Here is a 15,671-nt window from a genome sequence, read left to right as displayed (position 1 = left end):
GTGAGGAGAGAGCGATGCCCCGATCCGTTGTCGAGGACGTGTGGCCTCTGTCGCCGCTGCAGGAGGGCCTGCTGTTCCACGCCGCGTTCGACGAGCAGGGACCGGACGTCTACCAGGGGCAGCGGGTCCTCGACCTGGACGGGCCGCTGGACGCGGCGCGGCTGCGGCGGTCATGGGAGACGCTGGTGGCCCGGCACCCGGTGCTGCGGGCGAGCATCCGCGGCCGTAAGTCGGGCGGGGCGGTGCAGGTCATCGCGGACCACGCGGAGCTCCCCTGGCGGGAAGCCGATGTGACGGACCTGCCGGAGGCTGACGCGTCGGCCCGGATCGACGAACTGGCCGCGGGGGAGCGGGCGCGGCGCTTCGACCTGTCGGTCGCGCCGCTGCTGCGGCTGCTGCTGATCCGCCTCGGCGAGCGGCGCCACCGCCTCGTCATCACCAGCCACCACATCCTCATGGACGGCTGGTCCATGCCGGTGCTGCTGGCGGAGCTGACCACGGTGTACGAGGCGGACGGCGAGCCCGGCGGGCTCCCGTACCCGCCGCCCTACCGGGACTACCTGGTGTGGCTGAAGCGGCAGGACAAGGAGGCCGCGCGCCGGGCGTGGCGGGCGGAGCTGGCAGGGGCCGAGGAACCCACCCTGATGGCGCCGGCCGACCCCGCCCGGCCGCCGGTGGTCCCCGAGAGCCTGATCAGCGAGCTCCCTGAGGACCTCACTACGGCCCTGGCGCGGCTCGCCCGTGACCACTACCTGACGCTGAACACGGTCGTACAGGGCGCGTGGGCGCTGCTGCTGGCCCGGCTGGCGCGGCGTACCGACGTCGTCTTCGGCGCCACGGTGGCGGTGCGGCCCGCCGAGCTGCCGGGTGTGGCGTCGATGGTCGGCTTCTTCATCAACACCGTCCCGGTGCGGGTGCCGCTCGACGGCGCGCAGCCGCTGTCCGAGATGCTGACCGGCCTGCAGCGACGGCAGTCCGCACTCCGCGCCCACCAGCACCTGGGCCTGTCGGAGATCAATCAACTCGCAGGTACCGGCGCGGCGTTCGACACGCTCGTGGTGTACGAGAACTACCCCCGCCCGCCCGCCGGGCCGCCCCGTCCGGACGCCTTCGCCATCAGCCACGCCGGCGCGACGGAAGCCGCCCACTACCCCCTCACCCTCGCCGCGGTCCCCGGCGACCGGATGCTCTGCAAGCTCGACTACCGGCCCGACGTCTACGACCGCGCCACCGCCGAGTCCGTTCTCCGGCGGCTGATACGGGTGTTGGAGCAGATGGCGGCCGACCCGACGGCGCCGGTGGGCCGCATCGACGCGCTGACACCGGAGGAGCGTGCGCGGGTGGTCGCGGGCTGGAACGCCACGGCCGACCCGACGCCTACCGCGACGGTGCCTGAGCTGATCGCGGGCCAGGCGCTCCGCACGCCCGGCGCGGTGGCGGTGTCGAGTGACGAACACACCCTCACCTACGCGGAGTTGAGTGCCGCCTCGGATCGGCTGGCCGGGTATCTGTCCGGTCTGGGTGTGGGGCGTGGTGACCGGGTGGCCGTGCTGATGGAGCGTTCGGCGGAGCTGCTGGTGGCGCTGTTGGGGGTGTGGAAGGCGGGTGCCGCGTACGTGCCGGTGGATGTGGGGTATCCGGCGGAGCGGGTGGCGTTCATGCTGGCCGACTCGGGCCCCGCGGCTGTGGTGTGCACCGTACGCGGTCGGGATGTGGTGCCGGTGGACGCGCCGGGACGGTTGGTGGTGCTGGACGATCCGCGGGTGGCGGCCGAGGTGGCGGGGTGCCTGGCGGAGGGGGCGCCGGTGGTGGTCGGCGCGGAGGATCTGGCGTACGTGATGTACACCTCGGGTTCGACGGGCGTGCCCAAGGGTGTGGCGGTGCCGCACGCGAGCGTGGCTGCCCTCGTGGGCGAGCGCGAGTGGTCGGTGGGTCCGGGGAGCGCGGTGCTGCTGCACGCCCCGCATGCCTTCGATATCTCGATGTACGAGGTGTGGGTGCCGTTGGCCGCGGGGGGCCGGGTGGTGGTGGCGGGGCCGGGTGCGGTGGATGCTCAGCGGGTCTGTGCGGCGGTGGCTGGTGGTGTGACGTCGGTGCATGTGACGGCGGGGTTGTTCCGGGTGCTGGCGGAGGAGTCCCCGGAGTGTTTCGCGGGTTTGCGGGAGGTGCTGACGGGTGGTGATGTGGTGCCTGCCGGGTCGGTGGCGCGGGTGCGGGAGGCGTGCCCGGGGGTGTCGTTGCGGCATCTGTACGGGCCGACGGAGGTCACCCTCTGCGCGACCTGGCATGTCCTGAAGCCGGGGGAGGGGGCGCCGGAGGCGCTGCCGATCGGCCGCCCGCTCACCAACCGGCAGGTCTACGTCCTCGACGCCTTCCTGAACCCCCTGCCGCCCGGCCTGACGGGTGAGCTGTACATCGCCGGCGCGGGCCTGGCGCACGGTTATCTGGAGCGGCCCGGCATCTCCGCCGAGCGGTTCGTGGCCTGCCCGTTCGCCACCGAGGCCTCCGGCGGGCCCTCCGGAGGGTCGTCCGGCGGGCGGATGTACCGGACCGGGGACCTGGTGCGCTGGACGGACGACGGGGAGCTGGTCTTCCTCGGCCGGGCCGATGAGCAGGTCAAGATCCGCGGCTTCCGGGTGGAGCCCGGCGAGATCGAGGTCGCCCTGACCGCGCACCCGGCCGTCGGCCAGGCCGTGGTGCTGGCCCGCGAGGACCGCCCCGGCGAACGCCGTCTGATCGGTTACGTCGTCCCCGACGCGGAACAGGAAGCGGACCCGCGGCCGATTCGCGAGTACGTGGCCAAGGTGCTGCCCGACTACATGGTTCCGGCGGCGGTGGTGGTGCTGGACGCGCTGCCGGTGACCGTGAACGGCAAGGTGGACCGGGCCGCGCTGCCCGCCCCGGACTTCGCCGGACGCGCCCTGGGGCGGGAACCGCGTACCCCCGCCGAGGAGACCCTGTGCGCACTGTTCGCCGAGGTGCTGGGCGTCGGACGGGTGGGCGCCGAGGACAGCTTCTTCGAGCTGGGCGGCGACTCGATCACCTCCATGCAGCTCGCCTCCCGGGCGCGCCGCGCCGGACTGGTGCTGACGCCACGCCAGGTCTTCGAGCGGCGGACGCCGGAGCGGCTGGCGCTGGCGGCGGAGGCCGCCGGGGAGAGCGGACACACCGCCGAGGACGTGGGCGTGGGGGAGGCGCCTTGGCTGCCCGTGATGCGGGCACTGGGCGGGCAGGCCGCGCTCGGGGAGTTCGCGCAGTGGATGGTCGTCGGTGCTCCGGCAGGGCTGACGCGTGAGGTGCTGGTGGCCGGGCTGGGTGCCGTGCTGGATACGCATGACATGTTGCGGGCCCGGGTGGTGGCTGACGGCACCGAGCAGGTGCTGGTGGTAGGTGAGCGTGGTGCGGTGGATGCCGCCGCGCTAGTGAGCCGGGTGGCGGTGACCGGCGGCCTGGATGAGGCGGCGGAGCGTGCGGCGCGGGAGGCGGTGGGGCGGCTCGACCCGGCGGCGGGGGTGCTGGCGCAGGCGGTGTGGCTGGACGCCGGCCCCGACCGTACGGGCCGGCTGGTGCTGGTGGCGCATCACTTGGCGGTGGACGGGGTGTCCTGGCGCATTCTGCTCCCGGATCTCCAGGCGGCTTGTGAGGCCATAACAGCCGGACGGGAAGCGCGACTTGAGTCCGTCGGTACGTCCTTCCGCCGGTGGGCCGGAATGCTGTACGAGCAGGCGTCGGCCCCCGAGCGGGTCGCCGAACTGGACGCCTGGGCCGCCCTGCTGGAGGGCCCCGAGCCGCTGCTGGGCGCGCGCGCCCTGGACCCGGAGCGGGATACCGCGGCGACCATGCGCCACCGCTCGTGGACGCTCCCGCACGCGGAGGCGGCCACCCTGGTGAGCCGGGCCCCGGGAGCGTTCCACTGCGGTACGCAGGACGTGCTGCTGGCGGCCCTCGCCGGTGCCGTGGCGCGCTGGCGCGGAGACACCGCCTCGGCCGCCGGGCTGCTGGTCGATGTCGAGGGGCACGGCCGGGAGCCGGTCGACGGGGCCGATCTGACCCGTACGGTGGGGTGGTTCACCAGCGTGCATCCGGTCCGGCTGGACGCTGCCGATGTGGATCTGGACGAGGTGCGGGCCGGTGGCCCGGCGGCGGGTGCGCTGCTGAAGGCGGTCAAGGAGCAGGCGCGGTCGGTGCCCGGTGACGGGCTCGGTTATGGGCTGCTGCGGTACCTCAACCCGGAGACGGGGCCGAGGCTGGCGGCGCTGCCCGTCCCGCAGATCGGCTTCAACTACCTGGGCCGCTTCGGCACCGGCCCCGTGGCCGAAGGCGCCGTAAAAGCTTGGCAGTTGGCGGGTAGCGCGGCGGCCGGCGGTTCGGTCGCTCCGGAACTCTCCGTACAGCACCTCCTGGAGGCCGGCGCGGCCGTCCAGGACGCCCCGGGCGGACCGACGGTGACGCTCACGCTGGCTTGGCCGTCCGACGCTCTGGACGAGTCCGAGGCGGAACGCCTGGGCCGGGGCTGGCTGGAGATGCTCGGCGGCCTGGCCGCCCACACTGCCACGCCCGGCGCGGGCGGACACACGCCCTCCGACTTCCCGCTCCTCGCCCTCGACCAGGAGAGCGTGAGCGACCTGGAGGCCCGTATCCCCGGTCTGGCGGACATCTGGCCCCTCTCGCCGCTCCAGGAAGGGCTGCTGTTCCACGCCTCCTACGACGAGGACGGCCCGGACATCTACCGGACCCAACGGGTGCTGGAGCTGACCGGGCCGCTGGACGCCGCCCTGTTCAAGGCGGCGTGGGAGGCGCTGGTGTCCCGGCACGACGCGCTGCGGGCGGGCTTCCACCGCCTCGCGTCGGGCGCGGCCGTACAGGTCGTCCGGCGGGACGTGCCGCTGCGCTGGCGGGAGGCCGATGTCTCCGGGCTGCCGGAGGACGAGGCGGCGGCCGAGGTGGAGCGGCTGTCGGAGGAGGAGCGGGCGCACCGGCTCGATCTGTCCGAGGCGCCGCTGATGCGGCTGCTGCTGATCCGCCTGGGCGGGGAACGGCACCGCCTGATCATGACGTGCCACCACATCCTGCTGGACGGCTGGTCGATGCCGAACGTCGTCGACGAGGTGTCCGCGCTCTACGCCGCGGGCGGCGACCCCTCGCGGCTCAGGCGCCCGGTGTCCTTCCGCGACTATCTGGCGTGGCTGGCCGGGCAGGACCAGGACGCCGCCCGAGAGGCGTGGCGGGCGGAGCTGGCCGGGGCCGAGGAGCCCACGCTGGTGGCCCCGACGGATCCGGGCCGGGTTCCGGCGCCCGCGGAGGAGAGCTGGGCGGAGCTGTCCGAGGACCGGACGCGCGCGCTGGGCGAGCTGGCCCGCGGCCACGGCCTGACGGTGAACACCGTGCTCCAGGGCGCGTGGGCGCTGGTGCTGGCGCGGCTGACCGGCCGTACGGACGTGGTGTTCGGCGGCACCGTGTCGGGACGGCCCCCGGAGCTGCCCGGTGTCGAATCGATGATCGGCCTGTTCATCAACACCCAGCCGGTACGGGTGCGGCTCGACGGCGCGCAGCCGGTGCTGGACCTGCTCGCGCGGTTGCAGGAGCGCCAGTCCGCGCTGATCGCCCACCAGCATCTCGGGCTGTCGCAGATCCAGGCGGTCGCCGGGCCCGGCGCGGTCTTCGACACGATGCTGATGTTCGAGAACTACCCGCGGAACCCGGCCGCGGGTGGCTCCGATCCCTCCGGCGTACGTTCCGACGCGCCCTCCGGCGTACGCTCCGACGCGCCTTCGGGCGGGGCGGGCCGCGAGATCGCGATGGCCCAGGTGGGCATCGAGACCGGGACGCACTACGCGCTGGCGATCGGCGCTGTCCCCGACGACCGGCTCCGTATCCAGGTGGAGTACCGGCCGGACCTCTTCGACCGGGAGGTCGCCCGCCGGCTGGGGGGCCAGGTCGTGCGGGTGCTGGAGCAGTTGGTGGCCGACCCCGCGGTGCTCGTCGGCCGGATCGATGTACGGTCCGACGCGGCCGAACGCGATCTGGTGGTCACCGAGTGGAACGCCACCGCGGTCGCGACGCCCGGCGAGTCCGTACCGGAACTGATCGCTCGTCATGTGGCCGGCACACCACATGCCCTGGCCGTCACCGACCCTGAACAGTCCCTCACCTACGCCGAGCTGGACGCGGCGTCGGCCCGGCTGGCCGCGTACCTCTCCGCGCGGGGCGTGCGGCGCGGCGACCGGATCGCCGTGCTGATGGAGCGCTCGGCGGAGCTGCTGGTGGCGCTGCTGGGGGTGTGGAGGGCGGGTGCCGCGTACGTACCGGTGGACGCCGGATATCCGGCGGAGCGGGTGGCGTTCATGCTGGCCGACTCGGCCCCCGCCGCCGTGGTGTGCACCAGGTCGAGCCGGGCCGCCGTACCGGCCGACGCTCCGGGGAGGCTGGTGGTCGTCGACGACCCGCGGGTGGCGGCCGAGGTGGCCGGATGCCCGGCGCAGGCCCCGCCGGTGCGGCTGGGCGCGGACGATCTGGCGTACGTGATGTACACCTCGGGCTCGACGGGCGTGCCCAAGGGCGTGATGGTGCCCCACGGAGGCGTGGCGGGCCTGGTGAGCGACCCGGGGTGGTGCGTCGAGGCGGGCGAGGCGGTGCTGGCACACGCGCCGCACGCCTTCGACGCGTCGCTCTTCGACCTCTGGCTGCCGTTGGCCGTGGGCGGCCGGGTGCTGGTGTCCGGGCCGGGCGTGGTGGACGCGCGGCGGATACGTGCGGCGGTGGCCGCCGGGGTGACCACGCTGCAGCTCACGGCGGGCCTGTTCCGGGTGATCGCGGAGGAGTCGCCCGAATGCTTCGCGGGCGTACGGCGGGTGATGAGCGGCGGCGACGTGGTGCCGGCCGGTGCGGTCGCGCGGGTGCGGGAGGCGTGCCCGGAGACCGTCGTGCAGCACACGTACGGGCCGACCGAGATCACCCTCTGCGCGACGCTGCACCCGGTGGGCCCCGGGTACCGGCCGTCCGAGGTGCTGCCGATCGGCTGCCCCATGGCCAACCGGCGGGTCTATGTGCTGGACGCGTTCCTGCAGCCGGTGGGGCCGGGCGTGGTCGGGGAGCTGTACATCGCCGGTACGGGGCTGGGGCTGGGGTATCTGGACCGCGCGGGGCTGACGGCGGAGCGGTTCGTGGCCTGCCCGTTCGCCGCCGAGGCTGCGGGCGGGTCGTCCGTTGGGTCGTCCGGCGGGTCTCCCGGCGGTCGGATGTACCGGACCGGGGACCAGGTGCGGTGGACGCACGACGGCGAGCTGGTCTTCGTCGGCCGGGCCGACGGCCAGGTCAAGATCCGTGGGTACCGGGTGGAGCCCGGTGAGATCGAAGCGGTCCTGACCGCGCATCCGGCGGTCGGCCAGGCTGTGGTGCTGGCGCGCGAGGACCGCCCCGGCGAGCGCCGCCTGGTCGGGTACGTGACCCCCGACGGGCGGGTGGTGGACGAGGAGTCGGTACGCGCGCACGTCGCCGCGGCGCTGCCCGAGTACATGGTTCCGGCGGCGGTGGTGGTGCTGGACGTGCTCCCGGTGACCGCGAACGGCAAGGTCGACCGCGCCGCGCTGCCCGCCCCCGACGTCGCCGGGAAGGTCTCGGCGCGGGAGCCGCGTACGCCCGCCGAGGAGACCCTGTGCGCGCTGTTCGCCGAGGTGCTGGGGCTGGAGCGGGTCGGCGTCGAGGACAGCTTCTTCGCGCTGGGCGGCGACTCGATCATGTCGCTGCAACTGGTGGCGCGCGCCCGCCGGTCCAACGTGGTGCTGACGCCGGCCCAGGTCTTCGACGAGAAGACGCCGGAACGGCTGGCGGTCGTGGCGCGGACCATCGAGGAGGGCGGGCCCGCCGCCGAGGACGTGGGGGCGGGCGAGCTGCCCTGGACGCCGGTGATGCGGGCGCAGGGCGGGCAGGCCGCGCTCGGCGAGTTCGCGCAGTGGGCGGTCGTCGGGGCCCCGGCGGGGCTGGGGACGGACACGCTGGCCGCCGGGCTGGGGGCCGTACTCGATACGCACGACATGCTGCGGGCGCGGGTGGCGCCCGGCGGGCGGACGCTGACGGTGGCCGGGCCCGGGGAGCCGGCCGCCGCGGACCTGATCACGCGGGTCGACGCCACCCGGGGCCGGGCCGATCGGCCGGGCCGGACCGGACCGCCGTACCAGACCGACGCGCTGGACCGGATCGCGGACCATGCGGCGCGCGAGGCCGTCGGGCGGCTCGACCCGGCCGCGGGGGTGCTGGTGCAGGCCGTGTGGGTGGACGCCGGTCCCGACCGTACGGGCCGGCTGGTGCTGGTGGTGCATCACTTGGCGGTGGACGGGGTGTCCTGGCGCATCCTGCTCCCGGACCTTCAGGCGGCGTGCGAGGCCGTAACGGCCGGGCAGTACCCGGCGCTTGAGCCGGTGGGTACGTCCTTCCGGCGGTGGTCCGCCGTGCTGTCCGAGCAGGCGTCGGCCCCTGAGCGGGTCGCCGAACTGGACGCTTGGTCTGCTCTGTTGGCGGGGCCCGAGCCGCTACTGGGCGAGCGCGCCCTGGACCCGGAGCGCGACACGGCGGCGGCCATGCGCCACCGCTCGTGGACGCTCCCGCGGGCCGAAGCCGAGGCTCTGACCGGACGGGCCCCGGCGGCGTTCCACTGCGGCGTGCACGAGGTGCTGCTGGCCGCGCTGGCCGGAGCCGTCGCGCGGCGGCGGGACGAGCGCGGCCAGGACGCCCCCGCCGGGCTGCTGGTCGATGTCGAGGGGCATGGCCGGGAGCCGGTCGACGGGGTCGATCTGAGCCGTACGGTGGGGTGGTTCACCAGCGTGCATCCGGTCCGGCTGGACGCTGCCGGTGTGGATCCGGACGAGGCGGCGGCCGGTGGCCCGGCGGCGGGCGCGCTGCTGAAGGCGGTCAAGGAGCAGGCGCGGTCGGTGCCCGGTGACGGGCTCGGTTACGGGCTGCTGCGGTACCTCAATCCGGAGACGGGGCCGAGGCTGGCGGCGCTGCCCGTCCCGCAGATCGGCTTCAACTACCTGGGCCGCTTCGGTACCGGACCCGTGGCCGAAGGCGACGTAGAAGCATGGCAGTTGGCGGGCGACACGGCGATGGCGGGCGCGGTCGCGCCCGAGATGGCGGCCGGGCACACGCTGGAGGCGAACGCGGTCGTCCAGGACGGCCCGGCCGGGCCGGTCGTGACGCTCACGCTGGGCTGGCCGTCCGGTGCCCTGGACGAGTCCGAGGCGGAGCGCCTGGGCCGGGGCTGGCTGGAGATGCTCGGCGGCCTGGCCGCCCACACCACCACGCCCGGCGCGGGCGGGCACACCCCGTCCGACTTCCCGCTCCTGGCCCTGGACCAGGAGAGCGTGGCCGAACTGGAGTCCGCGGTGCCGGGGCTGGCGGACATCTGGCCCCTCTCGCCGCTCCAGGAAGGGCTGCTGTTCCACGCCTCCTACGACGAGGACGGCCCGGACATCTACGCGGGCCAGCGGACGCTGGACCTGGACGGGCCGTTGGACGCCGCCCGGATGCGGGCGTCGTGGGAGACGGTGCAGCGCCGCCACCCGGCGCTGCGGGCGAGCTTCCACCAGCTCGCCTCGGGCGCGGCCGTACAAGTGGTCCGGCGGGACGTTCCGTTGCGCTGGCGGGAGGCGGACGTGTCAGGGCTGCCGGAGGACGAGGCGGCGGCCGAGGCGGAGCGGCTGTCGGAGGAGGAGCGGGCGCACCGGCTCGATCTGTCCGAGGCGCCGCTGCTGCGGCTGCTGCTGATCCGCCTCGGCGCACACCGGCACCAACTGGTGCTGACCAGCCACCACATCCTCACGGACGGCTGGTCCCTCCCGGTGCTGATCGACGAGGCGTCCGCCGTCTACAAGGCGGGCGGTGACGACCGGACGCTGCCGGCCCCGGCCTCCTACCGGGACTACCTGGCGTGGCTGGGCCGGCAGGACAAGGACGCCGCGCGCCGCGCCTGGCGGGCGGAGCTCGCGGGCGTGGACGAGCCGACCGAGGTGGTGTCCCCGGAGCTGGTCAGGGCGCCGATCGGGCAGGAGCGGGTGCGCTTCGAGCTGTCCGACGAGCTGAGCCGGGGCCTGACCGAACTGGTCCGCGGGCGCGGCCTGACGGTGAACACCGTGCTGCAGGGCGTCTGGGCGCTGGAGCTGGCGCGGCTGACCGGCCGTACCGATGTGGTGTTCGGCACCACCGTCGCCGGACGGCCTCCGGAGCTGCCGGGCGTGGAATCGATCATCGGGCTCTTCATCAACACCCTCCCGGTCCGGGTCGCTCTGGAGGGCGGACAGCCCGTCGGCGAGCTGCTAGCCGGCATTCAGGAGCGCCGCTCCGCGCTCCTGGCCCACCAGCACATCGGCCTGCCGGAGATCCATCAACTGGCCGGTCCTGGCGCGGTGTTCGACACGATCGTGGTGTACGAGAACTACCCCCGCGGGCCGGAGGAGCCCGCCGAGCCGGGCTCGCTGACGATCCGGCCGGGCGGCGTGCCGGAGGACCGCGGCCACTACCCGCTGGCCTGGATCGTGGCCCCCGGAGAGCGGTACCAGGGCGACTTCCTCTACCGCCCCGATGTCTTCGGCCATGCCTGGGCGCGGTCCACGCTGGCCTCGCTCATCCGCACGCTGGAACAGGTGGTGGCGGACCCCTCGCTGCCCGTGGGCCGGATCGCGGCGCTGGACGATGCCGGCCGCTCGCCGGTGGTGGAGGAGTGGAACCGTACGGCGGCCCCCGGGGCGCCGGAGCCGCTGCCGGTGCTGTTCGAGCGGCAGGCGGCCGCCTCGCCGGAGGCGACGGCGGTGGTGGGCGCCCAGTCTTCAGGGGAGCAGATCTCTTACACCTACGGCGAGTTGGCCGGGCAGGCGCGGCGGCTGGCGCGGTACCTGATCGACGCGGGGGTGGGCCCCGAGCGCCGCGTGGCGGTGCTGACGGAGCGGTCGGTGGCGTCCGTACGGGCGGTGCTCGCCGTCTCCATGGCCGGTGGCGCCTTCGTGCCGGTCGATCCGGACTACCCGGTGGAGCGGGTCGCCTTCCTGCTCCGGGACGCGGACCCGGCGGTGGTGCTGTGCACCGCCGGCACCCGGCACGCGGTCCCCGAAGGCCACGGCGGACGCACGGTCGTCCTGGACGACCCGGCGGTGGCCGCGACCGTGGCGGAGTACGCCGACGCCCCGGTGGCGGACGGCGAACGGCGCGCCCCGCTGCGCGCCGACAGCGCCGCGTACGTCATCTACACCTCCGGCTCGACCGGGCTCCCCAAGGGCGTCGTGGTCCCGCACACGGGCCTCGGCAACCTGGCGCGGGCGCAGGCCGAACGGTTCGCCGTGGACGGCGGGTCGCGCGTCCTCCAGATGGCGTCGATGAGCTTCGACGCGGCGGTCTCCGAGCTGTGCGTGACGCTGCTGTCGGGTGCGACCCTGCTGATGCCCGGCCCGGACGGGCTGCCGCCGCGGGTGTCGCTGGCCGCCGCGCTGCGCGCGTGGGACGTCACGCACGCGACGGTGCCGCCGACCGTGCTGGCGGCGGAGGAGACGCTGACCGAGGGTCTGCGGACCCTGGTGGTGGCGGGCGAGGCATGCCCGCCGGCGCTGGTCGAGCGGTGGTCGGCGGGGCGGCGCATGATCAACGCGTACGGGCCGACCGAGCTGACGGTGTGCGCGGCGATGAGCGGGCCGCTGGCACCGGGCGGGGACGTGGTGCCCATCGGCCGGCCGCTGGCGAACACCCGGTCGTTCGTGCTGGACCCCTTCCTTCAGCCGGTGCCGCCCGGCGTGACCGGGGAGCTGTACGTCACCGGAGCGGGCCTGGCCCGCGGCTACCTGGGACGGCGGGCGCTGACCGCGCAACGCTTCGTGGCCTGCCCGTACGCGCCCGGCGAGCGGATGTACCGCACCGGCGACCTGGCGCACTGGACCGGCGGCGGTGAGCTGGTCTTCGCCGGGCGCGCCGACGCGCAGGTCAAGTTCCACGGCTACCGGATCGAGGTGGGCGAGATCGAGTCCGCGCTCGCCGCGCACCCGGCCGTCGGCCAGGCCGTCGTGATGGCCCGCGAGGACCGGCCCGGCGACAGCAGGCTGGTCGGCTATGTCGTCGTGGACACCGCGAACCGGGGGCGCGACGAAGGGGTGGAGGGCGAACAGGTCGGTGAGTGGCGGCAGTTGTACGACACGCTGCACGCCAACCCGGAGTCCGGCGTGCTGGGGGAGAACTTCGCCGGCTGGAACAGCAGTTACGACGGCTCTCCGATACCGCTGCCCGAGATGCGGGAGTGGCGCGCGCGGACCGTCGCGCGAATACGGACGCTGCGCCCGCGCCGGGTGCTCGAAATCGGCGTGGGAACGGGCCTGCTGCTCTCCCATATCGCACCGGACTGCGAGGCGTACTGGGCCACCGACTTCTCCGCGTCGGCCATCGAGGAACTGCGGCGGCACGTCGACCGGGACCCGGCGCTGGCCGGGCGGGTCGAGCTGCGGACCCAGGCGGCCCACGAGACGGACGGCCTGCCCGACGGCCACTTCGACACCGTCGTCCTGAACTCGGTGGCGCAGTACTTCCCCAACGCCGGCTACCTGCGAGAGGTGCTGGAGGGGGCGCTGCGGCTGCTGGCCCCCGGCGGGGCGCTGTTCGTCGGCGATGTGCGCAACGCGCGGCTGCTGCGGACCCTGGCCACCGCCGTACAGGCGCGCAGGGCGCAGGACCCCGGCGACGTGGCGGCGCTGCGCGGCGCGGTGGAGCACAGTGTGGTGCTGGAGCGGGAACTGCTGGTCGACCCGGAGTTCTTCACGGCCCTGCGCGAACGGCTGCCGGACATCGGCGGGGTGGACATACGGATCAAGCGCGGCCGGTACCACAACGAGCTGAGCCGGTACCGGTACGACGTGACGCTGCACAAGAAGGGGGCCTCCCTTCTCGCGCTGAGCGGCGCGCCGGAACGCGCCTGGACGGGCGGCCAGGTTGGCCAGGTCGGACCGGGGAGCCAGGTCGGCCAGGTCGGCCAGGGCGGCCAGGGCGGGCCGGGTGGTCACGGTGGTCGGGGCGGCCGGGGGCTCGCCGGGCTGGCGCGGCACCTGGAGGGCGAGCGGCCGGACCGGCTGCGCGTCACCGGGGTGCCCAACAGCCGGGTGGCGCGCGAGGCCGCGCTCGCCCGCGCCGTACGGGACGGCACCTCCTTGGACGGACTGCTCGACGGCCCGTTGCATGACGGTTCCGTCCCGGACCGCAGCGTCCTGGACAACGGCGCCCCGGACGACGGCGGCGCGGGCGGCGGGGCCCCGGGCGGCGGCGCCTCGGGCAACGGAGCCTCGGACAACGGCGTCGCGGACAACGGAGTCCCGGACGTCGAGGACTTCCACGACCTCGGCGAACGGCTGGGCTACTGGGTCGGCGCCACCTGGTCCACTGGTACGCCGGAGGCGCTGGACATCGTGTTCGTACGGTCCGAACTGGCCGCGTCCGCCGCCCCGGTGGAGCTGTACGAGCCGGCCGGCGGCGGGGGCGATGACGTCCCGCTGTCCGCCTGGACCAACGACCCGGGCGCGGGGCGCGGCACCGGCGCGCTCCAGGCCGAGCTGCGGCAGTACGTGGCCGAGCGGCTGCCGGAGTACATGGTCCCGTCGGCGATCGTGCCGCTGGACCGGCTGCCGCTCACCCCCAACGGCAAGACCGACCGCAAGGCGCTGCCCGCCCCCGACTACGCGGGGCAGACCTCCGGCCGGAAGCCGCGTACCCGGGACGAGGCGGTCATGTGCGCCCTGTTCGCGGAGGTGCTCGGCGTCGAAGAGGTGGGCGCCGACGACGACTTCTTCGAAGCGGGCGGCGACTCCGTCATGGCGATGCAACTGGCCGCCCGCGCCCGGCGCGCGGGGCTGGTGATGACCTCGCGCCAGGTCTTCGAGCAGGGGACGCCGGAGCGCCTGGCGCGGCTCGTGGCGCCGGCCGGCGGCGAGGCCGCGCCGGGCGCCGAGGACGCGGCCGTGGGCGAGATCGCCCCGACGCCCGCGATGCGGGCGCTGGGCGAGCACGCTCCCGGCGCGGACCTCGCACAGTGGGTGGCCGTCGCCACTCCGGCCGGGCTCACCTGGGAGACGCTGCTGGCCGGGCTGGGCGCCGTACTGGACACACACGACATCCTGCGGGCCCGGACGGCGCCCGGCGGGACGGGGACGGCGCTCACGGTGCCGGAGCCCGGATCGGTGGCCGCCGCGGCGATCCTGACCCGCGTCGACGCGGCACAGGTGCCCGACGAGGGCCTGGACGAGGCCGCCGAGCGGGCCGCGCACGAGGCGGTGGAACGGCTCGATCCCGCCACGGGAACGATGTTCCGCGCCGTGTGGGCGGACACCGGCCCCGCACGGCCGGGCCGCCTGGTGCTGGCGGCACACCCCCTCGTGGTGGACGCCGCGTCCTGGCGCATCGTGGTCACGGACCTGGCCGCGGCCTGCGCGGACGTGGCGGCCGGGCGGGAAGCGGCGCTCGAACCGGCCCCTACGTCCTTCAGGCGGTGGGCGGGCGCGCTGTCCGCCCGCACGCCCGAGCCGGGCCCGGACCCGGACCCGGACACCGGGGCCGAGGACCGTACCGTCGTGTCGGAGGACCAGGACCAGGACCAGGACCCGGACACCGGGGCCGAGGACCGTACCGTCGTGACGGAGGGCCGTACCGGAGCGGCCGAGGGCGGGGCGTCGGCGGCCGAGGATCGGGCGACGGCGGCCGAAGACCCGGCGGCCGTGGCCGGAGACCTGGCCGCGCCCCGGCACCGCCGGTCGTGGACCGTCCCCCAGGGCGCGGCGGACACACTGGTCCACCGGACGCCGGCCGCCTTCCACTGCGAAGTCCGCGAGGCGCTGCTGGCGGCTCTGGCGGCCGCGGTCGTCCGCCGGCGGACGACCGCGGGGCCTGGCGCCACGGAGTCCGGCGCCACGGGGCCCGGTGCCACCGTGGAGGTGGAGGTCGGTACGGACGGACGGGAACCGGCTCCGTGGGCAGGCGAGCTGGACGTGTCGCGGACGGTGGGCCGGTTCGCCGGCACCCGCACCGTACGGCTCGACCTGGCCGAAGCCGCCGACCTGGACGACGCCTTGGCGGGCGGCCCGACGGCCGGCACGCTGCTCAAGGCGGTCAAGGAGCAGTCGCGCGCGGTGCCCGCAGAGGGGCCGCCGCACGCGACCCGCCCACGGCACGGCGCGGCGGCGGAACCCCGGCTCCTCTTCACCCACCACCACGCCACCGCTCCCGGGAGCGGACCGGCGCCGGGCGCCTGGCGACTGACCGCCGAGTCGGCCGCCGACGGCCGTCCCGACGGCGTCCGGCCCGCCCCGGACGCCCTGGCGGCGGCCGCTCTCGTACGGGACACCCCCGGCGGACCGGACCTGACCCTCACGCTGAGCTGGTCCGGCCGCCTGCTGGACGACACCGCCGCGCGACGCCTGGGCCAGGACTGGCTGGACCTGCTGAGCGGCCTGGCGGCCCACACGACCGACCCCGCGGCGGGCGGCCACACCCCTTCCGACTTCTCCCTCTTCGGCCTCGCCCAGAGCCAGATCGACGACCTCGAAGCCGGATTCAGCGATGAAGAGCGATGACGAGCGATGACAAGCGATGACGAGCGGTGAAACGCGACAACCGACCGAGCGCGACAACCGACCGAGCGCGATACCCGACGAGGACGA

General features: G+C 75.0%; 1 protein-coding gene. It reads left to right on the top strand.

Features of this window, described 5'->3' with window-relative positions; translation table 11 throughout:
- The first annotated feature begins 14 nt into the window (after positions 1-14).
- A complete protein-coding gene (locus tag IF55_RS05440; protein ID WP_030876086.1) occupies positions 15-15,584 on the top strand; it encodes a non-ribosomal peptide synthetase in 15,570 nt (5,189 codons plus the stop codon).
- Positions 15,585-15,671 lie beyond the last annotated feature (87 nt).

Origin of the sequence: Streptomyces varsoviensis (assembly GCF_000718635.1) — a bacterium.
Lineage (GTDB): Bacteria > Actinomycetota > Actinomycetes > Streptomycetales > Streptomycetaceae > Streptomyces > Streptomyces varsoviensis.
This window is presented reverse-complemented; position numbering and strand designations above follow the sequence as displayed.